Raw genomic sequence first — 24274 nt, 5'->3', positions numbered from 1 at the left:
CCCTGGCGGGGGAGGATTGAGAAGACGGGCACGCCCCAAACCTCCGCTACCACCTCTTTCTCCACCCCGGCGAAGGCCGGGGCCCAATTGGGGGACGGTAATAACGAAGCGCAGCGCGCCGTTACGACCACTTTTCCAATTGAGCCCCGGCCTTCGCCGGAGTGGTGCCTCCCTCGGGACACGACCGCCCCATCCCCCCACCGCTTTTCTCCCCACCTGATACCCAACAACCACGCTTCGCCCATTGGTCCGCGCCGCCGCATCCGCTAGACCGCGCGCGATGCCCCATCTCTATCTCGTCGACGGCTCCGGCTATATCTTCCGCGCCTATCACCGGCTGCCGCCGCTCACCAACAAGCATGGCGAGCCGGTCGGCGCGGTCTATGGCTATACGACGATGCTGTGGAAGCTCGCCGACGAGGTCCACGCCGCCGATGGCCCGACCCACATGGCGGTCATCCTCGACAAATCGTCGAAGACGTTCCGCAACGATCTCTACGACAAGTACAAGGCGCAGCGCCCTCCGCCGCCCGAGGATCTCGTACCCCAGTTCCCGATGATCCGCGACGCCACGCGTGCCTTCTCGCTGCCATGCATCGAAACCGAGGGACTCGAAGCCGACGACATCATCGCCTGCTACTCGAAGGCCGCGCTAGCGCAGGGTTGGGAAGTCACGATCGTCAGTTCCGACAAGGACCTGATGCAGCTGATCGAGCCCGGCCTCGACATGTACGACACGATGAACAACCGCCGGCTTGGCGCGGAGCATGTCGCGGAGAAATTCCACGGCGTCACGCCCGCGCAGCTCGGCGACGTGCTCGCGCTGATGGGCGACAGCGTCGACAACGTGCCGGGCGTTCCCGGTGTCGGCCCGAAGACCGCGGCGAAACTGATCCTTGAACACGGCGATCTCGAATCCGTCCTCGCCGCCGCCGACGGCATGAAGAAGAGCAAACTGCGCGACAATCTGATCGAGCATGCCGAGATGGCGCGGCTGTCGAAGGTGCTGGTCTCGCTCAAATGCGACGTCGCGCTGCCCGAACCGCTCGAGGATCTCGAACTCAAGGGCATTCCCGACGCGCCGCTGCGTGCATTCCTCGAGCATCACGGGTTCAAGTCGCTGCTCGCCAAGCTCTCCGCGGTCGCCGACGCGCCGGTTCCCGAATCGCCCGTCGTCGCGGACATGGACGACGACGAGCCCTGCAAGCACGATGACTACGAGACCGTGGTCGACGAAGCCGCACTCGATCGCTGGATCACCGTGGCCAAGCACCAGGGCTGGATCGCGATCGATACCGAGACGACTGGCATCGACGCGACCCGCGCGGATCTCGTCGGGATCAGCATGGCGCTGCATCCGAACCTCGCCTGTTACGTACCTATCGCGCATGGCGGGACGGATTTGCTCGCGGAAAACCCGGTCCAGCTCGATCGCGCGCTCGTGCTCGCAAAACTGAAGCCGTTGCTGGAGGATCCGAGCATCCTGAAGATCGGCCACAACCTCAAATACGACATGATCGTCCTCGGTCGCGCCTATGCGTCGACCGGCGGCGTGCAGATCGCGCCATTCGACGACACGATCGTCATGAGCTTCGATCTCGACGCCGGCCTCCACGGCCACGGCATGGACGAACTCGCCGCCACGCACCTCTCGCACACCTGCATCGCGTTCAAGGACGTGGTCGGCACCGGCAAGACGCAGCGCACCTTCAACGAAATCGACCTCAAGGCCGCGACCCGCTACGCCGCCGAGGACGCCGACGTGACGCTCCGCCTGTGGCGCCGGTTCAAGCGCCGGCTTCCCGCGGAGGGCTCGACCCGCGTCTACGAGATGGTCGACCGCCCGCTCGTCCCCGTCATCGCGCAGATGGAGATGCACGGGATCAAGGTCGACGCCGCGAAACTGTCGAAACTCTCGACCGAGTTCGCCGGCCAGATGGCGAGCCTCGAAACCGAAATCCACGCGCTCGCCGGCGCGCCGTTCACGATCGGCAGCCCCAAGCAGCTTGGCGACGTGCTGTTCGAGAAGATGGGCATCAAGGGCGGCCGAAAGGGCAAGTCCGGCGTCTATTCGACCGACGTCACCGAACTCGAGCGGATCGCGGCGGACAAGGATTCGACCGGCGCAGTTATCGCGCGCAAAGTGCTCGACTGGCGCCAGTTGTCGAAGCTGAAATCGACCTACACCGACGCGTTGCAGGCGCAGATCAACCCGGCAACCGGCCGCGTCCACACGTCCTACTCGCTGACCGGCGCGCAGACCGGCCGGCTGTCATCGACCGATCCGAACCTCCAGAACATCCCGATCCGCACCGAGATCGGCCGCCAGATCCGCGACGCGTTCGTCGCCGAGCCCGGCAACGTCATCCTCGCCGCCGATTACTCGCAGATCGAACTGCGTCTGGCGGCGCACATGGCCAACATCCCCGCGCTGAAAACTGCGTTCGCAAACGGCGACGACATCCATTCGCTCACCGCGCAGGAACTGTTCGGCGAGGTCAACCGCGACACCCGCGGCCGAGCGAAGACGATCAACTTCGCGATTCTCTACGGCATCTCGCGCTGGGGCCTGGCGGGGCGTCTCGACGTGAGCGCCGACGAGGCACAAGCGATGATCGACCGCTATTTCGATCGCTTCCCCGGCATCTCGACCTACATCGTCGAGACCACCGAAAGCGTCCGTGCCACGGGCTACACCACCACGCTGTTCGGGAGAAAAACCCACTTCCCGCGCATCCGCTCGAAGATCCAGCACGAACGCCAGGGCGCCGAGCGCGCCGCGATCAACGCCCCGATCCAGGGCACCAGTGCCGACATTATCAAGCGCGCGATGGTACGCATGGGCCCCGCGCTGCTCGAGGCGGGCCTGCCGAACGTCCGCATGCTGCTCCAGGTCCACGACGAACTCGTGTTCGAACTGCCCGAAGGTGACGTCGAAGCGGCCAAACCCGTGATCGAACGCGTGATGGCGACCGCCGCGCAACCCGCGGTGACGCTCGACGTACCACTCGGCATCGAGATCGGCACAGGCCTCAGCTGGGGCGCGGCGCATTGATCCAGCCCCCCCCGTCATGCCGGGCTTGTTCCGGCATCCACCGTTCCGCGTATTCGCCAGCCTATGAGTGCGCGGAACGGTGGACCCCGGAACAAGCCCGGGGTGACGGAGGCTATCGGCAGTGACCGAGGCCACGCAGGATATCGACACGCTCGCCAAGGGTGGTCGCACCAACATTGCCGGCTTCGTCCTCCGCCTCGCCGCGCGAATCCCGTTCCTGTTCATCGCCGGCCGCATCTACGGCCCTGACCTCGTCGGCCGGTTCGCGATCGCCGTCGTGGTCGTCGAACTCGCCGCGCTCCTTGCAACGCTCGGCCTGAAACGCGGCCTCGCCCAAGCACTCAGCAGCGCCGACCGTCCGCACGCCAATGTCGTGTGGGACGCGATGGCGGTCGCCTTCATCGCCTCGCTGATCGCTAGCGCCGTGCTCTGCACGTTCCCGCAGATCATGTATCCGAACAGCGCAATCACCGGGCTCGACCGGTTCCTGCCGCTGATCATCGTCGCGATCGCCTGGTCGGACGTCAGCCTCGCCGCGCTCGCCTATCGCCTCAACGTCAAGGCCGCGGTGACGGCGCGCGCGGTCGTAGAGCCGTGGACGATCTCGATCGCCGCCTGGGCATTCTCCTATTTCACGATCCGCGACGGCCTCGTGCTCAGCTATGTCGCGTCGATGACCGCGGCGCTGATCGCCAGCCTCGTGCCGTTCCTGCGCAGCTACGGTATTCCGCGCGGTTGGAAACCCCAGCTCCGCCCGTTGTATGCGCTCGCCCGCGCCAACGTGCCGCTGGCGGGCGCCGACATCCTCGAATGGGGCAGCCGCAACGTCGACCGCTTCATCCTCGGCGTCATGTTCGAGCCGAAGGTCGTGGGCATCTATTACATGGCGCAACAGGTCGCCTCCCTGCCGCAAAAACTGAAGACCAGCTTCGACCCGATCCTCGGGCCCGTCATAACCCACAGCCTCGCGATCAACGACCGCGCCGCCATCGCCAATCAGGTGCGACAGGTCGCGTTCTGGATCATGGCCGCGCAAGGCGGACTCGCGCTGATGGGCTCGATCCCCGGCGAAGCGGTGATGGGCGTGGTCGGCCCGCAGTTCGTCGCCGGCACCGCCGCGCTCGCATTCCTGCTGACCGCCGAGGTGCTCGCCTCGACCGGCGCGGTCAGCGAATCCGCGCTCGTCTACATCGCCCGACACCGCAACCTGATGATCTCCGCGGCGATGCTCGCCTTCCAGGTCGGGCTCAGTTTCGCGCTGATCTTCGCGATCCGCGCGCTTGGCTACCCGGTCAATTACCAGGCTGCAGGCCCAGCGATCGCACTGATGCTATCGGTGGGCGTGACCTCGATCATCAAGGCGAAGCTGCTCGGCCATCTGCTCGGTGCCAACGTGTCTCCGTGGCGTTGGCCGCTGGTCTGGGCCGCGCTCGCCGCGATCGTCGTCGGAGCTGGGTTCACCGCGCTACCTGATCACTATGAATGGGTCGAACTCGCGGTCGGCGAACCCGCAATCGCCGCAACCTATCTCTACATTCTGTGGAAATACGCGTTCGGCCCTGCCGACCGCGCGCTGTTTAGCAAGAAGCCGAAGGCCGACGAAGCTGCACTGCCCAACGCCGGTGCGCCGGTCGCCTGACCTTCGCTCCGGAAGTTTTTAGAGCATCCCGTAGAGCAGCGTGCCGTTCAGGCCGATGATCACTGCGGCGATCACCCAGGCAAGCGTTTTCAACCAGACCGGGCTCACCAGATCGCCCATGATCGTGCGGTCGCCGGTGAACTTCACCAGCGGGACGACCGCGAACGGCAATTGCAGGCTCAGCACCACCTGGCTCAGCACGAGCAGCTTTGTCGCGCCCGAATCGCCGGTCGCTCCGACGACGAACACGGCGGGGACGATCGCGAGCAACCGCGTCACCAGCCGCCGCGCCCAGACGGGCATGCGCAGGTTGAGGAAGCCCTCCATCACGATCTGGCCGGCGAGTGTGCCCGTCACCGTCGAGTTTTGCCCCGAGGCGAGCAACGCCACCGCGAACAGCACGCTTGCCGCGCCCATGCCGAGCATCGGCGCGAGCAGTTCATAGGCCTGGTCGATCTCGGCGACGTCGGTGCGGCCGGCGACGTGGAAGGTCGCGGCGGCGAGGATCAGGATCGAGGCGTTGATGAAGAAGGCGAGGCCGAGCGCCACGGTGCCGTCGATCGTCGCCATCGTGATCGCGTCGCGCTTGCCCGCAGCGTCCTTGGCGAAAGCGCGGGTCTGGACGATCGACGAGTGGAGGTAGAGGTTGTGTGGCATAACGGTCGCGCCGAGGATGCCGATCGCGATGTAGAGCATCGCCGGGTTGGTCACGATCTCGGTGGTCGGCACCAGCCCGCCGAGCACGCCCGCCCATTCGGGCTGCGCGAGGAACAGCTCGAAGATGAAACAGCCGGCGATGATCACCAGCAGCGCGACGACGAAGGCCTCCAGCTTGCGGAACCCGAAGCGTTGCAGCGCGAGGATCAGGAATACGTCGAGCGCGGTGAGGACGACGCCGTAGACCAAGGGCAGTCCGAACAGCAGCTTCAGCGCGATCGCGGTACCGAGCACTTCGGCGAGGTCGCAGGCGATGATCGCGATCTCGCAGAGGAACCAGAGTATGAGCGAGACCGGCTTCGAATACTCCGCGCGACAGGCCTGGGCGAGGTCGAGGCCGGCGACGATGCCAAGGCGCGCGGACAGGGCTTGCAGCACCATCGCCATTAGGTTCGACAACAGCACGACCGACAGCAGCGTGTAGCCGAAGGCGGAACCGCCGGCGATGTCGGTCGCCCAGTTGCCGGGGTCCATATAACCGACCGCGACGAGATAGCCCGGGCCGACGAACGCGAACAGACGCCGCCAGAACGACGCACCTTCGGGGACGACGACGGTGCGGTGGCTCTCGGCGAGCGAGTTGGCGAAGTCGGAGGCGGGAAGATTGGGGGCTGACATCGGGGGCTGCTTTGCCGGAACGGGCGATGGGGAACAAGCGCCCGTGTCCCGAACGCTGCCAAAGCAGCCCTACCCGCCCCCGGTTCCGTCATCCCGCCCCCGCACATCACCCGTCGCCCCCGTCCGTCGCCCTCCGTCCGTCCCCCGCCCGTCGCTCTCCGCCCGTCGCCCCCCGTCCGTCACCCCAGCGAAAGCTGGGGTATCCCGGTTGGCGGGTGTCACGACTCGAACGGGGAGATCCCAGCTTTCGCTGGGATGACGGGTGGGGTGGGGTGGGGTGGGGTGGGGTGCGGTGGGATGACGGATGGAGTGGGGTGTGGAACAGAAGCGAAGAAGGAGATCAGATCACCTTCATGTCCGCCTGGTAATGATGCCACGCGAAGATCGCCGCAGCACCGCGGTGCGGGCGCCAGGCCTCTGCTACTTCGCGCGTCAGTTTCTCGCTCGGCCGCGTCTCGTGGCCAAGGATCCGCCCGACCTCGATCTGGATCGCGAGATCGCCCGCCGGCCAGATGTCCGTCCGCCCTTCCGCGAACAGCAGGTAGATTTCCGCCGACCAGCGGCCGATCCCCTTCACGCGGACCAGCGCGGCGATCGCCTCTTCGTCGTCCTCGGGCAGGTTGGTCAGGTCGAGCCGGCCGCTCGTCACCTCGTCGGCAAGGCTGCGCGCGTAGCCGAGCTTCTGGCGCGAGAGGCCGGCACTGCGCAGCGTCTCGTCGCTGGCGGCGGCGATCTTCAACGGATCGCCCGCGCCGCCGACCACCGCGTCGAGCTTGGTCCACACCGCCGCCGCCGAGGCGACGCTCACCTGTTGGCCGACGATCGTCCGCAGCAACGTCGCGAAGCCGCGCTCGCTGATCCGCGGCGCGGGGTGGCCGGCATTGCCGACCGCGACCGCGAAGGCGGGCTCGATCGCGCACAGGGCCGCCATCGCGGTGTCGAGTTGGTCTGCGCTCAGCCCCATGTCGGGCGCCAAGACGCTTGATCGCGCGCGGCGGTAACGCCATGGATCGGCGGAAGTTTTTCGGAGGACAGCATGCCCAAGCTTATCGTCGTGACGCGCGAAGGGGAAGAACGCGAAATCATGGGCGAATCCGGCCTTTCGGTGATGGAAGTCATCCGCGACGCCGGGATCGACGAGATCCTGGCGCTATGCGGCGGCTGCTGCTCGTGCGCCACCTGCCACGTCCATGTCGACCCGGAGTTTGCGGGCAAACTCAAGCCGATGGGGCCGGACGAGGACGACCTGCTCGATTCGACCAGCGACCGCGACGAGTTCTCGCGCCTGTCGTGCCAGATCGAGCTGACCGAGGGCCTCGACGGCCTGAAAGTCCGGATCGCCGCCGAGGATTAAGCCCCAGTCCCTCGCCCCTCCGGGGAGAGGGAGGGAGGAGCCGTAGGCGACGGAAGGGAGAGGGGCTGTTAGGATGGAACGTCCCGAGCCTCACGCCCCTCTCCCTTCCCACCGCAAGTGCGGCGGGCCCCTTCCCTCTCCCCGTCGAAGAGAGGGAATTCAGGTCACCGCGTCGTTATCGCATACAGCGCGATCGCTGCGGCGTTCGACACGTTCAGGCTCTCCACCTTCTCCGAGATCGGCAGTTTCGCCAGTTCGTCGCAATGCTGCTCCGTATTCTGCCGCATGCCCTCGCCCTCGGCGCCGAGCACGATCGCGATCCGCTGCGTCCCCATCGCCTCCGACAGCGTCTGCGTCGCGTGGCCCGTAAGCCCGATCCGCCAGAAGCCAGCCGCCGCGATCTCTTCCAGAGCGCGCGCAAGGTTCACCACCCGGATCCAAGGCACGCTCTCAAGCGCCCCGGACGCAGCCCGAGCGATCGTCCCCGATTCCGGCGGTGCATTACGATCCGGTGTAATAATCCCCAGCGCATCGAACGCAGCCGCCGAGCGCAGGATCGCGCCGACATTATGCGGATCGGTCACCCCGTCGAGGATCACCAGCGGGCGATTATCGTCCTTGCCGTGCTCGAGCAGGTCGGCGAGCCACATGTCCTCGAGCGGCTCGACCTCGATCACCACGCCCTGGTGCGGCGCGTCGCCCGGCACCAGCCGCGCCAGATCCATCGCCTCGGCATAGGTCACCGGCACGTCGGCCGGCAGGTCGAACCCGGCCAGCGCCTCGCGCGTGCCGAGGATCTTCCGCACCGTCCGCTCCGGATTGGCGAGCGCCGCGCCCACCGCGTGCTTGCCCCAGAAGCGGGGGCGGCCTGCCGGTGCCTTGCTCGGCCTGTGTCCCTTGCGTGCCATATTCGCTCTCTATCGTGTCTGTGTATGCACGCGTCCTTGTCGGCATTCGGCCTCTGCGGCAACACCGAAGCGCGAAACTTCGCAAAAGCTGCGTTGACACACCGGGCGCGCTTCGCCATTGAGCCGCCTCGCTTGAGAGAGCGACGTTCGCAAGAGCGGCCTGGACAGGTGGCCGAGTGGTTAAAGGCAGCAGACTGTAAATCTGCCGGAGTTTCTCCTACGTAGGTTCGAACCCTACCCTGTCCACCACCGCCCGAGCGCGGTGATGCACAAGATCCCAAAGCATCAGCAGAGCAAGTTCTTCCGATCGCGGAAGGAAGTCCGCGTGACATCGGCTCGCGGAGGGTTAGGATCACGGCGACCGTAACGATTTCGGAAGCCGCGTGACCTCAGACCCCGCCGTACAGCAGCCCGCCGTTCAAGATCTCGCCGACTCGATCCTAGACACGCTCGTCCACCGCATCGGCAAGGATGCGCAGGCTGCTCGTCCCCACGACTGGCTCGCCGCGACGATCCTGACCGTCCGCAACGACATCGTCGAACGCTGGATGGCGTCGACCAAGGCGGCCCACGCGGCCGGCGCCAAGCGCGTCTATTATCTCAGCCTCGAATTCCTGATCGGCCGGTTGCTGCGCGACGCGGTGACCAACCTCCAGCGCAACGACGAGGTCACGCAGGCCCTGAAGATCCACGGCGTCGGCCTCGCCGAACTCGAAGAGATCGAGCCCGACGCGGCGCTCGGCAATGGCGGCCTCGGGCGTCTCGCTGCGTGCTTCATGGAAAGCATGGCGAGCCTCGCGCTCCCCGCTTACGGCTACGGCATCCGCTACGTAAACGGCATGTTCCGCCAGCGGATCGACGATGGCTGGCAGGTCGAGATGCCGGAGAACTGGCTCGCGCACGGCAATCCCTGGGAGTTCGAACGCCGCGAGAGCGCGTATTTCGTCGGCTTCGGCGGCGAAGTGACCGTCGCGGACAACGGCCAGGTCCACTGGAGCCCGTCCGAGGCGGTCGAGGCGACCGCGGTCGACACCCCCGTCGTCGGCTGGCGCGGCAAGCACGTCAACACGCTCCGGCTGTGGACTGCCCGCGCGTTCGATCCGATCAAGCTCGACCGCTTCAACGCCGGCGATTTCACCGGCGCGCTCGCCGACCAGCTGCGCGCGGAGACGCTCACGCGCGTCCTCTACCCCAACGACTCCACCGCCGCCGGCCAGGAGCTCCGCCTGCGCCAGGAGTATTTCTTCTCGTCCGCGTCGATCCAGGACATCGTCCGCCGCCACATCCAGTATTTCGGCGACATCCGCACGCTGCCCGACAAGGCCGCGATCCAGCTCAACGACACGCATCCCGCGGTGTCGGTCGCCGAGCTCATGCGGCTGCTGATCGACCATCACGAATTCGCGTTCGACGAGGCGTGGAAGATCACGCGCGCCACCTTCGGCTACACCAACCACACGTTGCTGCCCGAGGCGCTGGAGAGCTGGCCCCTGCCGCTGTTCGAACGCCTCCTCCCCCGCCACATGCAGATCGTCTACGCGATCAACGCCAAGCTGCTCCGCGAGGCGCGCGGTACGGACGGCATAGACGACCGCGCGATCGCGGCGATCAGCCTGATCGACGAGGGTGGCGAGCGGCGCGTGCGGATGGCGAACCTCGCCTTTGCCGGCTCGCACAGCGTCAACGGCGTCGCCGCGCTCCACACGCAGCTGATGAAGAAGACGGTCTTCGCCGATCTCCACAAGCTCTACGCGACACGGATCAACAACAAGACGAATGGCATCACGCCGCGCCGTTGGCTCCAGCAGTGCAACCCCGGCCTCACCGCACTGATCCGCGACGCGATCGGCGATGGCTTCCTCGACGATGCCGAAAAGCTCGTCGATCTGGATGTTTTCGCGGACGATTCCGGTTTCAGGGAGCGCTTTTCGAGCGTGAAGCGTTCGAACAAGGTGGCACTGGCTAATCACATCAAGGAGACGATGGGGCTCCGCATCGACCCGGACGCGATGTTCGACGTGCAGATCAAGCGCATCCACGAATATAAGCGCCAGTTGCTCAACATCATCGAGACGGTCGCGCTCTACGACCAGATCCGCAGCCATCCCGAACGCGACTGGACGCCGCGCGTGAAGCTGTTCGCGGGCAAGGCAGCCTCGAGCTATCACAACGCGAAACTCGTCATAAAGTTGGCGAACGACGTAGCCCGCCGGATCAACGCCGACCCGTCGGTCGGTGGCCTGCTGAAGGTCGCGTTCCTGCCCAACTACAACGTGTCGCTGGCGGAGAAGATCATCCCCGCCGCCGACCTCAGCGAACAGATCTCGACCGCCGGCCTCGAGGCGTCTGGCACCGGCAACATGAAGTTCGCGATGAACGGCGCGCTAACGATCGGTACGCTCGACGGCGCGAACATCGAGATCAAGGACCGCGTCGGCGACGACAATATCTTCATCTTCGGCATGACCGCGGACGAGGTCGAGGCGAAGCGCGCCAATGGCTATGATCCGCGCGCGGTAATCGACGGCTCGAACGAACTTCGCCAGGCAGTGTCGGCGATCGCGTCCGGCGTGTTCTCACCCGACGACAAGACGCGCTACGCCGGCTTGATGGGCGGGCTGTACGAGGGCGACTGGTTCATGCTCGCCGCCGATTTCGACAGCTACGCCACCGCACAACGCGCGGTCGACACGCGCTGGAACGACCGCGACGCGTGGGTCGCCTCGACCGTCCGCAACGTCGCGCGCGTCGGCTGGTTCTCGTCAGACCGCACGATCCGCGAATATGCGCGGGAAATCTGGACGGTGATGTGAAGCCATCCGAAGGCGCCATCGTTGCCCTCCTCGAAGGGCGTCACGACGATCCGTTCTCGCTGCTCGGCGTTCACAACGGCCCGACCGGTGTATTCGCACGTGTATGGCTGCCCGGCGCGGACAAGGCCGAGGCGCATGCGCTCGACGGCACCGCGCTCGGCACGCTCCCCCGCATCGACGATCGTGGCCTGTTCGAAGGCCCGATAGACGGTGACCCGCAGCCCGTGAAATACCACGCGGAGGCGGGCGACACATCGTGGTGGGTCACCGACCCCTACAGCTTCGGCCCCGTCCTCGGCCCGATCGACGACCTGCTGATGGCCGAGGGTACGCACCGCCGCCTCCACGACAAGATGGGCGCGCACCTGATCGAGCACGAAGGCGCACACGGCGTCCACTTCGCGCTCTGGGCCCCCAACGCGCAGCGCGTGTCGGTGGTCGGCGACTTCAACGACTGGGACGGCCGCCGCCACGCGATGCGCAAGCGCGGCGACGTCGGCGTGTGGGAGATTTTCATCCCAGACATCGGCGAATATCGTGCGTACAAGTTCGAGATCGTCGGCCCCGATGGCCAGCTTCAACCGCTCAAGGCCGATCCGTTCGCGTTCGCATCCGAACTCCGCCCCGCCAACGCCTCGATCACGCGGAAACTCGCGCACGACTGGGCCGATACCGATCACCGCAAACACTGGTCCTCGGTCGATCCCCGCCGCGTGCCGATCAGCATCTATGAGGTGCACGCCGGATCGTGGGACCGCGACGCCGACGGCTGGTTCCTGACCTGGGACGCGCTCGCCGACCGCTTGATCCCCTACGTGGTCGAGATGGGCTTCACGCACATCGAATTCCTGCCGATCAGCGAACACCCCTACGACCCGAGTTGGGGCTACCAGACCACCGGCCTCTATGCGCCGTCCGCCCGGTTCGGCGATGTCGAAGGGTTCGCGCGGTTCGTCGACGGCGCGCATCTTGCCGGGATCGGCGTGTTGCTCGACTGGGTGCCCGCGCATTTCCCGACCGACGCGTTCGGGCTCGCGCATTTCGACGGCACCGCGCTGTACGAACACGAAGACCCGCGGCTCGGCTTCCACCCCGACTGGAACACCGCGATCTACAATTTCGGTCGGCGCGAAGTCGCGTCGTTCCTCGTCAACAACGCGCTGTTCTGGGCCGAGCGCTATCACATCGACGGCCTCCGCGTGGATGCCGTCGCGTCGATGCTGTACCGCGACTACTCGCGCAAGGCCGGCGAATGGATCCCCAACGAGCAGGGCGGCCGCGAGAATTGGGAAGCCGTCGCGTTCCTCCGCGACATGAACCGCGAGATCTACGGCCAGCACCCCGGCGTCTTCACGATCGCCGAGGAATCGACCTCATGGCCGGGCGTCTCCGCGCCGGTCGGCGACGACGGCAAGAGCGGTGGACTCGGGTTCGGGTTCAAGTGGAACATGGGGTTCATGCACGACACGCTCCAGTACATGGCGCGCGATCCGCTGCACCGGAAGCACCACCACGGCGAGATCAATTTCGGCCTCGTCTACGCGTTCAGCGAAAACTTCGTCCTGCCGCTCAGCCATGACGAAGTGGTCCACGGCAAGGGTTCGCTGCTGACCAAGATGCCCGGCGACGACTGGCAGCAATTCGCCAATCTGCGCGCCTATTACACGTTCATGTGGGGCTATCCGGGCAAGAAGCTGCTCTTCATGGGCCAGGAATTCGCGCAGCGTCGCGAGTGGTCCGAGGACCGTGCGCTCGACTGGGGCCTGCGCAACGCGCGCAGCCACGAGGGTATCCGCAACCTCGTCCGCGATCTCAACACCGTCTACCGCGAGAAGCCCGCGCTCCACGCCCGCGATTGCGAGGCCGAAGGGTTCGAGTGGCTGATCGCCGACGATGCCGCCAATTCGGTGTTCGCATGGTTACGCAAAGCCCCCGGCGCGAAGCCGGTCGCGATCATCGCCAACATGACGCCGATCGCGCGCGCGCCCTACCGCATTCCGCTGCCGATCGACGGCCGCTGGTGCGAGATCATCAACAGCGACGCGCATGAATATTGGGGCAGCGGCCTCGGCAATCTCGGCGGCGTCGTCGCACAGGACGGCGCGGCCTGGGTCACCTTGCCCCCGCTCGCGACGATCATGCTGGAGTTCGAAGAGTAACGCGATCTGGTAGGCATCGGAACCAGATCGGGGTTGCCGGACGTTATTATTACGACCTGATAACAGAGACTGGAGAGCGAAAATGGTAGAACGGCGAGGACAGCCTCTCGCGCGCGACGCAATGGCGTACGTGCTGGCAGGCGGCCGTGGTAGCCGTTTGATGGAGCTGACCGATACGCGCGCGAAACCCGCGGTGTATTTCGGCGGCAAGGCGCGGATCATCGATTTCGCGCTGTCCAACGCGATCAATTCCGGCATCCGACGGATCGGCGTCGCGACGCAGTACAAGGCGCATTCGCTGATCCGCCACCTGCAGAGCGGCTGGAATTTCCTCCGCTCGGAACGCAACGAGAGCTTCGACATCCTGCCCGCCTCGCAGCGGATCAGCGAGTTCCAATGGTATGAAGGCACCGCCGACGCGGTCTACCAGAACATCGACATCATCGAGAGCCACGCGCCCGAATACATGGTCATCCTGGCGGGCGATCACATCTACAAGATGGATTACGAGCTGATCCTGCAACAGCATTGCGAGACCGGCGCGGACGTCACCATCGCCTGTCTCGAAGTGCCGCGGATGGAAGCGGTCGCGTTCGGCGTGATGGCGGTCGACGAGCACGACAACGTGACCGATTTCGTCGAGAAGCCCGCCGATCCGCCCGCCGTGCCTGGCAATCCGGACATCGCGCTAGCATCGATGGGGATCTACGTCTTCCATACCAAGCTGCTGTTCGACGAACTGCGCCGCGACGCCGAAACGCCCGGCTCCGCGCGCGATTTCGGCAAGGATATCATCCCCTACCTCGTCAAGCACGGCAAGGCGGTCGCGCATCGCTTCTCCGACAGCTGCGTGCGGTCGGGGCTCGAGGTCGAGGCCTATTGGCGCGACGTCGGCACGGTGGATGCGTATTGGGAGGCGAACATCGACCTCACAGACGTGGTGCCGAAGCTCGATCTGTACGACCGCAGCTGGCCGCTCTGGACCTACTCCGAGGTCACGCCGCCGGCGAAGTTCGTCCACGCGGACGATGGGCGGCGGGGCGAGGCGGTGTCTTCGCTGGTATCGGGCGATTGCATCATCTCCGGCTCCTCGATCCACCGCAGCCTGATCTTCACCGGCACGCGCGCGCATAGTTACTCGATGCTCGATCAGGCGGTGATCCTCCCGCACTGCGTCATCGGCCGCGGCGCACGACTGTCGAAGGTGGTCGTCGATCGCGGCGTGGAAATTCCCGACGGTTTGATCGTCGGCGAAGATGCCGAGTCGGACGCACAGCGCTTCCGGAGGACGGACAGCGGCGTGGTATTGGTGACCAAATCCATGATCGACCGGCTGACCGCGTGATGATCAAGGCAAATCCTCCCCGGCACGGGGAGGGGGACCATGCATCGCATGGTGGAGGGGGGCTTCCACAAGCGGTACGGTGGCGGCGAGCCCCCTCCACCATTCGCCAGTGGCGAACGGTCCCCCTCCCCGTTCCGGGGAGGATTTGATGCGCGTCCTCTCCGTCGCTTCCGAAGCCTATCCGCTCATAAAAACCGGCGGTCTCGCGGACGTCGTCGGCGCTCTGCCGGCCGCGCTCGCACCGCACGGCGTGGCGCTGACCACCTTCCTCCCCGGCTACCCCGCGCTCGCCGCCGTTACCAAGCGCGCGAAAGTCGTCCACCGCTATACCGACCTGCTCGGCGCCGAAGCCCGCATCCTGAAAGCGAAGATCGGCGACCACCCGCTCCTCGTCCTCGACGCGCCTGCGCTGTTCGCCCGAGGCGGCGGCCCCTACGGTGACGCGGTTGGCGCGGACTGGCCCGACAACTGGCGCCGCTTCGCCGCGTTCAGCCGCGCCGCCGCCGACCTCGCCTCGGGCGCGGTCCCCGGCTACGCGTTCGACATCCTCCACGCGCACGACTGGCAGGCCGCGATGGCGCCCGCCTATCTCCGCTACGCCCCCGGCCCGGCCAAGCCCGCCAGAACCGTCGTGACGATTCACAACATCGCGTTCCAGGGGCGCTACGGCTACGACATCTTCGCCGGCCTCGCGCTGCCCGACATCGCCTTCGCGCTCGACGGCGTCGAATATTATGGCGGCGTCGGCTATCTCAAGGCCGGGCTCGAAGCCGCCGACGCGATCACTACCGTCAGCCCGACCTATGCCGCCGAAATCCGCCGCGCCGAATTCGGCATGGGCCTCGAAGGCCTGATCAACGATCGCGCCAGCCGCGTGACGGGAATCGTCAACGGCATCGACCCCGCCGTCTGGAACCCCGCGACCGACGCAGCCCTGCCCGCCCGCTACACCGCGCGCACGCTCGCCCGCCGTCGCGTCAACAAGCGCGCGATCGAGACGCTGTTCGGCCTCGAGACCGAAGACGGCCCGCTCTTCACCGTCGTCAGCCGCCTTACCGGGCAAAAGGGGATGGACGTCCTCGCCGGCGCGCTCGACGAATTGGTCGCGCTCGGCGGCCGGCTCGCATTGCTGGGCTCTGGCGACCCCGACCTTGAGCGCGCGTTCCTCGCCGCCGCCGAGCGCCACCCCGGCCGGATCGGCGTCCGGATCGGCTACGACGAACCCGTCTCGCACCTGCTCCAAGGCGGCGCCGACGCGATCCTGATCCCGTCGCGGTTCGAACCCTGCGGCCTGACGCAGCTTTACGGCCTCGCTTACGGCTGCATCCCCGTCGTCGCGCGCACCGGCGGGCTCGCCGACACCGTGATCGACGCCAACGAAGCTGCGATCGCCGCGGGCGTCGCCACCGGCATCCAGCACGACGGGGTCACGCCGGAAGCGCTCAGCCACGCGCTGCGCCGAACGCTCGCCCTCTATGCACGCCCCGATCGCTGGGCCATGTTGCAGCGCAACGCGATGCGCGCGGACTTCTCGTGGGACGAGAGCGGCCGCCGCTACGCAAACCTCTATTCGAGCCTTCTGGAGCCCGCATGATCCGCACTGTTTCGACCACGCCCTACACCGATCAGAAGCCCGGCACGTCGGGCCTGCGCAAGAAGGTGAAGGTCTTCCAGCAGCCGAACTATGCCGAGAATTTCGTCCAGAGCGTGTTCGACGTGGTGGCGGACAAGGCCGGCGCAACGCTGGTCATCGGCGGCGACGGCCGCTTTCTCAACCGCGAAGTCATCCAGGTCGCGATCCGCATGGCCGCGGCGAACGGCTTCGGTCGCGTGATCGTCGGCCGCGGCGGCATCCTGTCGACGCCTGCCGCCAGCCACATGATCCGCAAGCGGAGCGCGATCGGCGGGCTCGTGCTGTCGGCCAGCCACAATCCGGGCGGTCCCGACGAGGATTTCGGGATCAAGTACAACATCGCCAATGGCGGCCCAGCGCCCGAATCCGTAACCGACGCGATCAACGCGCGCACGCTCGAGATCGACCGCTGGCTGACCGTCGACGCCGACGACATCGACCTCGACACCGACGGCGAAGTCACGGTCGGCGGCATGCCCGTCGAGGTCGTCGACCCGGTCGAGGATTACGCCGCCCTGATGGAAACGCTGTTCGATTTCGACGCGATCCGCGCCGCCAAGCTGACGATGGCGTTCGACGCGATGAGCGCCGTCACCGGGCCGTACGCGACCGAAATCCTCGAACGTCGCCTCGGCTTCGCGCCCGGCACGGTGCGCAACGGCACGCCCCTCCCCGATTTCGGCGGCCACCACCCCGACCCCAACCTCGTCCACGCGCACGCACTGTACGAGACGATGATGGCACCCGATGCGCCAGATTTCGGCGCCGCGTCGGACGGCGACGGCGACCGCAACCTGATCATCGGCAAGCACCGCTTCGTCACCCCCTCGGACAGCCTGGCTATGCTGGCCGCGAACGCGCACCTCGCGCCGGGCTATGCCGGTGGCCTCAAGGGCATCGCCCGCTCGATGCCGACCAGCGCCGCCGCCGACCGCGTGGCAAAAGCGCTCGGCATCCCCGCCTACGAGACGCCGACCGGGTGGAAGTTCTTCGGCAATCTGCTCGACGTCGGCATGGCGACGATCTGTGGCGAGGAAAGCGCCGGCACCGGCTCCGACCATGTCCGCGAGAAGGACGGCCTATGGGCGGTGCTCCTCTGGCTCAACATCCTCGCGGTACGCGGTGAAAGCGTCGACGCGATCGCGCGCGACCACTGGGCGAAGTTCGGCCGCAACTATTACGCGCGCCACGATTACGAAGGCGTCGAGACCCCGCGCGCCGACGTGCTGATGGCGGCCCTGCGTGCCAGCCTCGCCACCCTTCCCGGCCAGCAGTTCGGCGACCTGACCGTCGAGACCGCGGACGAGTTCGCCTATACCGACCCGACCGACGGCTCGATCAGCCGCAACCAGGGCGTCCGGATCCTGTTCGCGGGCGGGAGCCGCGTGGTGTTCCGCCTGTCGGGCACCGGCACCACCGGCGCTACGTTGCGCGTGTACCTCGAACGCTACGAGCCGCTCGGCGGCGATCTCGACCGCGACACCGGTGAGATGCTCGCCAGCATCGTCGCGGCGGCGGAGTCGATCGCCGGCATCGAACAACACACCGGCCGTAACGCACCGGACGTCGTCACCTGATGCGCCGTTACGGGCTGCTCGCGCTATCGACCCTACTGGTTGCGGCATCGCCCGCGCCGCAGTCTCCCGCGCAGATGTTCGGCCCGCTCTACAAGGCGGTGCAGATGCGCGGGCTGTTCCCGGATTCGAAGACCTTCGCCGACGCGACGCCCAAGCGGCCGGCGAAGGCCATCCTCGCCGACTATGCGAAATGCCGCTGCGACGCCGAACCCGCGCTGCGCCGGTTCGTCGCGGCGAACTTCACGATCCCGACGACGCCCGCCGCACCGCCATCGGCCGAGCGGCTGACGCTGAAGGCGCACATCGACGCGCTCTGGCCGCAACTGACACGGACGCAGAGGACCGTCCCGACAGGCTCGTCCGCGCTGACCCTGCCGAAGCGTTACGTCGTCCCCGGCGGCCGCTTCCGCGAGATGTATTACTGGGACAGCTATTTCACGATGCTCGGCGTGCAGCGCTCCGGGCGGCAGGATCTGGTCGAGGACATGGTCGTCGATTTCGGCAGCCTGATCGACCGCTACGGCCATATCCCCAACGGCACGCGCACCTATTATCTCAGCCGCTCGCAACCGCCGTTCTTCTACCTGATCGCCGGCCTGTCGCGCGATCCCAGGACGCTCGCAACCCGTAACCGCCAGCTTCGTGCCGAACACGCATTCTGGATGGCCGGCGCCGAGACGCTCAAGCCCGGCCAGCAATCGCGCCGCGCCGTCCGCCTGCCCGACGGGGCGCTGCTCAACCGCTATTGGGACGACCGCAACGATCCCCGCGACGAGAGTTATCGCGAGGACGTCGAACTCGCCGACCGTACGCCGTCGCGTAATCGCGGAGAACTCTTCCGCGACTTGAGAGCCGCAGCGGAAAGCGGCTGGGACTTCTCGTCGCGCTGGCTGGCCGACGGCCGCACGCTCGCGACGATCCGCACCACCCGGCTCGCGCCGGTCGACCTCAACAGCCTGATGGTCGGGATGGAGCAGGCGATCGCCGCGAACTGCCGGATGCTCGGCGATACCGCGTGCGCAACGGCTTACACCGCCCAAGCGACCGCGCGCGCCGCCGCGATCCGCCAGCACCTGTGGAACGGGCGGTTCTTCGCTGACTACGACCTCGACACCAACCGCGGGAACGACTTCGCCAGCGCCGCGATGGCGTTCCCGCTATTTGCCAAGATCGCCACGCCCGATCAGGCACGCGCGACCGCCACCGCACTCCGCCCGTTCGTCGGCGAAGCCGGCTTGCGCACGACGCTGATCGGCAGCGGCCAGCAATGGGATGACCCGAACGGCTGGGCGCCGCTGCAATGGATCGCGATTCAGGGCCTGCGCGGCTACGGCGAGACCGCGCTTGCGGACCGGATCACCACGGCCTGGCTCGCGTCGGTCGATCGCGAATATCAGGCGAGCGGCAAGCTGTTGGAGAAATACGACGTGGTCGAGCGCAAGCCCGGCGGTGGCGGCGAATACCCCAATCAGGACGGCTTCGGCTGGACCAACGGGGTCACGCGCGCGCTGATGGTGGATCGCCCATGACGCGCCGCCGCCGCAGCGCGCTCTACATGCCCGCGTCGAATGCGCGGGCGATCGCCAAGGCGCGAACGCTGGATTGCGACGTCGTCATTCTCGACCTGGAGGATGCGGTCGCGCCGGACGAAAAAGCCGCCGCGCGCGACCGGGTCGTCGACGCGGTACGCGAAGGCGGGTTCGGCACGCGCGAACTCGTGGTACGGATCAATGGCCTCGGTACGCCATGGTATGCAGACGACATCGCTGCGGTACGCGGCATAGGCGTCGACGCCGTGCTCGTACCCAAAGTGTCGTACCCGTCCGATCTGGAGGCAATCCGCATGTCGCTGGGCGAGGCTGGCCCGCCGATCTGGGCGATGATCGAGACCTGTGCCGCGATCCTGTCGCTCCCTGCGCTGTCACAAGCGGCTTGGGGGTTACGGCTGACGGCACTGATCGCCGGTACCAACGATCTCGCCAAGGACATGCGGTGCCGTCTTGGGGCGGATCGCATGCCGTTGATCCCCGCGCTCACGGCAACCGTCATGGCCGCGCGAGCGGCAGGGATCGTGGCGCTGGACGGCGTGTGCAACGCGCTCGACGATCCTGCGCGCTTCGCGGACGAGTGCACGCAGGGGGCGATGCTGGGGTTCGACGGCAAGACGTTGATCCATCCGTCGCAAATCGATGCGGCGAACGCCGGTTTCGGTCCGAGCGAGGAGGAGTTGGCGTGGGCGCGGGCGATCGTCGCCACGTTCGCCAAGCCCGAGAATGCGGACAAGGGCGCGATCCGGCTGGATGGCCAGATGGTCGAGCGGCTGCATCTGGCCGAGGCGGAAGCAATGCTAGCTAGCGTCGACTAAAGGCGGGGCTTGCCGATTGCCTCCGTCATCCTGACGAAAGTCAGGATCCAGAGCCATGAAGCGCACCACCTATAACCCTGGATCCTGACTTTCGTCAGGATGACGGATCGCTTCGATAACGCGCGCCGTCTTTACCCTGCCTTCTTCCGTCGGGTCTCCCAACCCTTCTTCGCCGCAGCAGACTTCGCCGCATCGCTACGCCCCGCCGCCTGCTTCCCACCACTCCGCGCAGACGCCTGCGTATCGGGCTTGCCCCGACCAGAGCCGGACTTGTTGCCTCCGCCCGAATCCTTGTTCACCGTAGCCCAGGCCCGCGCCTCGGCCTCAGGCTCGGGAACACCCTTCGCCTCATAGCCATCCGCGATGTGCGCGGCCTTGCGCTTCTGCTTGTCGGTGTACGCGTCCTTGTCGCCCTGTGGCATCGCCGCTCTCCTCGTCAGAGAGCTTCAACGCTCAGAACAACAGGTCGTTCAGCGGCCGATCCAGTCCGCCACTTCGGTCGCGACCTGGTTCGCGGCCTGGTTGATCCCGGCCGCAGCCGACGTGGCATCGATCGCCGACACCGGCACGCGCGCCTCGAAGCGGCGCTTCTCGACCGACGTCTTGCCCGCGCGCATCAACGACGCGTCGTACGTCACGACCGCCTCGCGAGTCGTCGCATCCAGCCCGAACGACCGCAGTTCGCCGCCGAGCAGACCGCCCGGATCGCCGATCGACTGCGCCGTCGACAGCACGACCAGCCCAGTCCGCGACGAGACCGTATCCGACACCAGCCGTGCGAACAGGCGCGCCGGTGGCTCCGCCCACTGCGCATCGGTGACGTATGCGATCGAGGTCGGCGTCGCCTGGACCGGCACGCGCGCGGTTGCGAGCGACTGCGGCACGACCGGCGTCTGGATCGTAATCGACTTGGCGGTCGCCGAGTCCTGGTTCTGGCCGACCGGCACCGACGAAACGCTCGTCAGCGTCAACAGCGTGGGGGGCGGTTTCGCGCCGAAGCTGATGCACCCGGCGAGTGGCAGCATCGCGATCAGGATGAGCGGTGTCTTCATGGCGTGCCTCACTTACCCTTGTAATCCGGGAGCTTCTGCTGCCCGATCAGCGAACTCGCACCCTGCTGGTCGACCTTCTCGGCGACCGACGACAATGCCGCCGCGGTCGTCCGCAGATCGTGGACCAGACGGTTGGCCTCGGGAATGGTCGTCTTCGAGAACGCCTGCAGGCCCGGCCGTGCATCGCCGATGGCGGCGTTGAGCGTCTCGGCGCTCTGCTGCGCAGACGTAATCGCCTTGTTCAGGTTCGCCATCGCCGGCTTCACGTCCTCGGACAGGACGCCGTTGGTGGTCTTGGCGAGCACGCCGAACTGCTGCGCGGCATCGCCCGCCTGCTGGATCGCGACGCGGGTCTGCGCGAGCGTCGCGGCGATCTCCGGACCACGATCGGCGAGCGCATCGGTCAGCCGGTTGGTGTTCTCGAGAATCCCGGCGATCGACGCCTGGTTACGGTCGGTCAGCAAGCCCGTAAGGCGCTCGGTCAACGTCGACAGGCGCTCGAGCAACTGCGGTGCCGAGTTCAGGATCGCGCCGAGGCCGCCCTGCTTGGTCGGGATGACCGGCACACCGTACGGGCAAGGCTGGCCATTGACATCGGGGCAGGAGACTGCGGGCGCGCCCTTGCGCGCGCCATCGAGCGACACCTGGCTGACGCCGGTGAAGCCGACGCCCGAGATCGACGCGGTCGTGCCCTGCAGCACCGGAGTCTCGTCGTTGACGCTGATCCGGACGCGGACGAACTGCGGATCGTTCTTCCACAGCGAGATCGTCTTGACCTGCCCCGACGGCACGCCCGAGAACACGACGGCGGAGCCGCGCGCAAGCCCGTCGACCGACTGGCGGAAGAAGATGTCGTATTCCTTCTCTTCCTTGCCGCCCAGCCGCGCGATCCACACGGTGAACAGCGCCAGCAGGGCCAGCAGGATCAGCACGACGGCGCCGACTAGGACGTGGTTCGAACGGGTTTCCATCAGCGCGTCCTTGCTTCTTTCTCGGCGTATGTCGCGTCGGCGTCGTCCGGCGCGGACTGCTTGGACTGGACTTCAGTAGGATGTCGGGCTGCTTCGTCGTCGGCGCGCTCGTGCGCCTTCTGAGTCGCGACCGCGGCACGGCCGCGGGGCCCCTTGAAATATTCCTCGATCCACGGGTGATCGAGCGCGATCAGTTCGTCGATCGTGCCCACCGCGATGACCTTCTTGTCGGCCAACACCGCGACCCGGTCGCAGATCGCGTACAGCGTATCGAGATCGTGCGTGATCAGGAACACCGTCAGCCCGAGCGTCTTCTGCAGCGACTGGGTAAGCTCATCGAACGCCGCCGCACCGATCGGATCCAGCCCCGCGGTAGGCTCGTCGAGGAACAGCAGTTCGGGATCGAGCGCCAGCGCGCGGGCGAGACCGGCACGCTTCTTCATGCCACCCGACAGCTCGGCGGGAAACTTGTTGGCGGCATCCGCCGGCAGGCCCGTCATCACCACCTTGTACGACGCGATTTCCGCGAGCAACGCGGGCGACAAATCAGGGTAGAACTCGCGCAACGGCACTTCGACGTTCTCGGCCACCGTCAGGGTCGAGAACAGCGCACCGCCCTGAAACAGCACGCCCCAGCGCTTGCGAATCTCGGTCGCTTCGGTCTCTTCACGGCCGATATTGGGCTCGCCGAAGACCGTGACCTCGCCCGCGACCGGGGTCTGGAGACCGATGATCGAGCGCATCAGCACCGACTTGCCGGTGCCAGAGCCGCCGACCACGCCGAGGATCTCGCCGCGCCGGACGTCCAGATCGAGCCCCTCGTGCACGACCGAATCGCCGAATGCGTTCTTCAATCCCCGGACGGAGATGATGTTGTCGCTGGTATCGTCAGTATTGCGGGGCATCAGTCCCAACCCAGCCAGGTGAAGAAGACCGCGAAGAACGCGTCGAGGACGATCACCAGGAAGATGCCCTGGACGACCGCGGAGGTGGTGCGCAGACCGACCTGTTCGGCGTCCGATTCGACCTGCATGCCCTGGAAGCAGCCGGCGATCGCGATGATCGCGCCGAACACGGGCGCCTTGATCAGCGAGATATAGAGATCGGTGATCGGTACGACTTCGCGGATGCGCGCGATGAAGGTGACCGGCGGAATGCCGAGCTGGACCCAGCAGAGCAGCCCGCCGCCGATGATCGCGATCACCGACGCGTAGAAGCCGAGCAGCGGCATCATCACGATCGCCGCGAGCACGCGAGGCAGCACCAGCGCCTCCATCGGCGACACGCCGATCGTCCGCATCGCGTCGATCTCCTCGGTCAATTTCATCGTGCCGAGCTGGGCCGCAAACGCCGAACCCGAGCGACCGGCGACCATGATCGCGGTCATCAGCAGGCCGAGCTCCCGGATCGTCAGACGGCCGACGAGGTTGATCGTGAACACTTCGGCGCCGAACTGGCGGAGCTGGACCGCACCCTGCTGGGCGATGACCATGCCGATCAGGAAGCTCATCAGCCCGACGATGCCGAGCGCGGCGACGCCGACCACCTCGAAGCGCTGGACGACCGCGTTGAAGCGAAAGCGCTGCGGATGACGGATGACGCTGCCGAACGCGACCGTGGTCGCGCCGAGAAAGCCGAGCAGCCCGAGCATCGTTTTGCCCGACAGCACGACCGCATCGCCGATCTCGCCGAGCACGCGGCTGGCAGCGTTGACCTTGGCGGGCCGGGCCGCGAGCGGCTGGTCTGAGGCTACGACCTGGTCGAACAGCGCCTGGTCGTTGGCGTCTAGCCCGTCGATCGTCGCATCGTTGCGCGCGGCAAAGCGGTGGACGATCCAGGCCCCGATCGTGTCGATCCGGTCGACCCCGCTCAGGTCGACACGCTTGACCGACGACGCATCGACCGCCTCGAGCCGATCGGGCAGATTGCCGATCTTTGCGAGCGACAGATCGCCGGTAAAGCGAAGCGTGCCGGTATCGGCACCGTCCTGCTGAAAATCGGCCATCGCGCTCATCGGGGGCACCTTTGCGGCAAAGTGACTGGATCGGCAAGATGAATGCGGCGTAAG

18 protein-coding genes and 1 tRNA gene are annotated in these 24274 nt (G+C 66.6%); 11 read left to right on the top strand and 8 right to left on the bottom strand.

Annotated elements, in window-relative coordinates; translation table 11 throughout:
- Positions 1-280 precede the first annotated feature (280 nt).
- Both polA and U1737_RS15340 read left to right on the top strand, forming a co-directional pair.
- Positions 281-3055, top strand: a complete 2775-nt coding sequence (gene polA, locus U1737_RS15345; protein WP_248523456.1) for a DNA polymerase I — start codon at positions 281-283, stop codon at positions 3053-3055.
- Between the two features lie 121 nt (positions 3056-3176).
- Positions 3177-4694 (top strand): lipopolysaccharide biosynthesis protein, encoded by a 1518-nt coding sequence (locus tag U1737_RS15340; RefSeq protein ID WP_248523458.1) that lies wholly within the window; start codon positions 3177-3179, stop codon positions 4692-4694.
- Positions 4695-4712: 18 nt separating this feature from the next.
- Here U1737_RS15340 and U1737_RS15335 read toward each other — a convergent pair whose 3' ends face one another.
- Entirely contained in the window at positions 4713-6029 is a 1317-nt protein-coding gene (locus tag U1737_RS15335) for an Nramp family divalent metal transporter (protein ID WP_248523460.1), read from the bottom strand.
- Between the two features lie 340 nt (positions 6030-6369).
- Positions 6370-6993, bottom strand: coding sequence for a DNA-3-methyladenine glycosylase family protein (locus U1737_RS15330; RefSeq protein ID WP_332797356.1), 624 nt, complete (start codon positions 6991-6993; stop codon positions 6370-6372).
- A 72-nt stretch (positions 6994-7065) separates the two neighbouring features.
- Here U1737_RS15330 and U1737_RS15325 point away from each other — a divergent pair, with 72 nt between their 5' ends.
- On the top strand, positions 7066-7383 hold the full coding sequence (locus U1737_RS15325) for a 2Fe-2S iron-sulfur cluster-binding protein (protein ID WP_248523463.1): 318 nt from the start codon (positions 7066-7068) through the stop codon (positions 7381-7383).
- 164 nt (positions 7384-7547) lie between these two features.
- Here the strand turns inward: U1737_RS15325 and rlmB are convergent, their stop codons facing one another.
- Positions 7548-8291 (bottom strand): 23S rRNA (guanosine(2251)-2'-O)-methyltransferase RlmB, encoded by a 744-nt coding sequence (rlmB, locus tag U1737_RS15320; RefSeq protein WP_056055070.1) that lies wholly within the window; start codon positions 8289-8291, stop codon positions 7548-7550.
- Between the two features lie 162 nt (positions 8292-8453).
- Here rlmB and U1737_RS15315 point away from each other — a divergent pair.
- The 8 genes from U1737_RS15315 to U1737_RS15280 all read left to right on the top strand — a co-directional run bounded on the left by U1737_RS15315 (position 8454) and on the right by U1737_RS15280 (position 20183).
- A tRNA-Tyr gene (locus tag U1737_RS15315) sits at positions 8454-8540 on the top strand.
- 134 nt (positions 8541-8674) lie between these two features.
- The gene (locus U1737_RS15310) at positions 8675-11104 is read left to right on the top strand and encodes a glycogen/starch/alpha-glucan phosphorylase (protein WP_332797355.1); all 2430 of its coding nucleotides are present in this window, start codon (positions 8675-8677) and stop codon (positions 11102-11104) included.
- Positions 11101-13263 (top strand): 1,4-alpha-glucan branching protein GlgB, encoded by a 2163-nt coding sequence (gene glgB / locus U1737_RS15305; protein WP_248523467.1) that lies wholly within the window; start codon positions 11101-11103, stop codon positions 13261-13263. The genes U1737_RS15310 and glgB overlap by 4 nt, the downstream gene beginning before the upstream one ends.
- Before the next feature lie 82 nt (positions 13264-13345).
- Positions 13346-14608 (top strand): glucose-1-phosphate adenylyltransferase, encoded by a 1263-nt coding sequence (glgC, locus tag U1737_RS15300; RefSeq protein ID WP_248523469.1) that lies wholly within the window; start codon positions 13346-13348, stop codon positions 14606-14608.
- Between the two features lie 148 nt (positions 14609-14756).
- A complete protein-coding gene (glgA, locus tag U1737_RS15295; protein WP_332797354.1) occupies positions 14757-16202 on the top strand; it encodes a glycogen synthase GlgA in 1446 nt (481 codons plus the stop codon).
- Complete coding sequence (locus tag U1737_RS15290; protein WP_332797353.1) at positions 16199-17818, top strand: alpha-D-glucose phosphate-specific phosphoglucomutase; 1620 nt, start codon at positions 16199-16201, stop codon at positions 17816-17818. The genes glgA and U1737_RS15290 overlap by 4 nt, the downstream gene beginning before the upstream one ends.
- Entirely contained in the window at positions 17818-19347 is a 1530-nt protein-coding gene (gene treA, locus U1737_RS15285; protein WP_332797352.1) for an alpha,alpha-trehalase TreA, read from the top strand. Before U1737_RS15290 ends, treA begins: the two co-directional genes overlap by 1 nt.
- A complete protein-coding gene (locus U1737_RS15280) occupies positions 19344-20183 on the top strand; it encodes an HpcH/HpaI aldolase/citrate lyase family protein (protein ID WP_332797351.1) in 840 nt (279 codons plus the stop codon). Before treA ends, U1737_RS15280 begins: the two co-directional genes overlap by 4 nt.
- Positions 20184-20314: 131 nt before the next feature.
- Here U1737_RS15280 and U1737_RS15275 read toward each other — a convergent pair whose 3' ends face one another.
- The 5 genes from U1737_RS15275 to U1737_RS15255 are packed head-to-tail and all read right to left on the bottom strand — an operon-like array spanning position 20315 to position 24220.
- The gene (locus U1737_RS15275; protein ID WP_332797350.1) at positions 20315-20605 is read right to left on the bottom strand and encodes a plasmid stabilization protein; all 291 of its coding nucleotides are present in this window, start codon (positions 20603-20605) and stop codon (positions 20315-20317) included.
- Between the two features lie 48 nt (positions 20606-20653).
- Positions 20654-21235 (bottom strand): ABC-type transport auxiliary lipoprotein family protein, encoded by a 582-nt coding sequence (locus U1737_RS15270; protein ID WP_187504560.1) that lies wholly within the window; start codon positions 21233-21235, stop codon positions 20654-20656.
- 8 nt (positions 21236-21243) lie between these two features.
- A complete protein-coding gene (locus U1737_RS15265; protein WP_132895582.1) occupies positions 21244-22206 on the bottom strand; it encodes an MlaD family protein in 963 nt (320 codons plus the stop codon).
- Entirely contained in the window at positions 22206-23111 is a 906-nt protein-coding gene (locus U1737_RS15260; RefSeq protein WP_332797349.1) for an ABC transporter ATP-binding protein, read from the bottom strand. The genes U1737_RS15265 and U1737_RS15260 overlap by 1 nt, the downstream gene beginning before the upstream one ends.
- Positions 23111-24220, bottom strand: a complete 1110-nt coding sequence (locus tag U1737_RS15255; RefSeq protein ID WP_332797348.1) for an ABC transporter permease — start codon at positions 24218-24220, stop codon at positions 23111-23113. The genes U1737_RS15260 and U1737_RS15255 overlap by 1 nt, the downstream gene beginning before the upstream one ends.
- Between the last annotated feature and the right edge of the window lie 54 nt (positions 24221-24274).

The sequence above is a fragment of the Sphingomonas fucosidasi genome, assembly GCF_036663855.1.
Lineage (GTDB): Bacteria > Pseudomonadota > Alphaproteobacteria > Sphingomonadales > Sphingomonadaceae > Sphingomonas > Sphingomonas faeni_B.
Note: the sequence above shows the minus strand (reverse complement) of the source record. Positions and strands in the feature narration are given on the sequence as shown.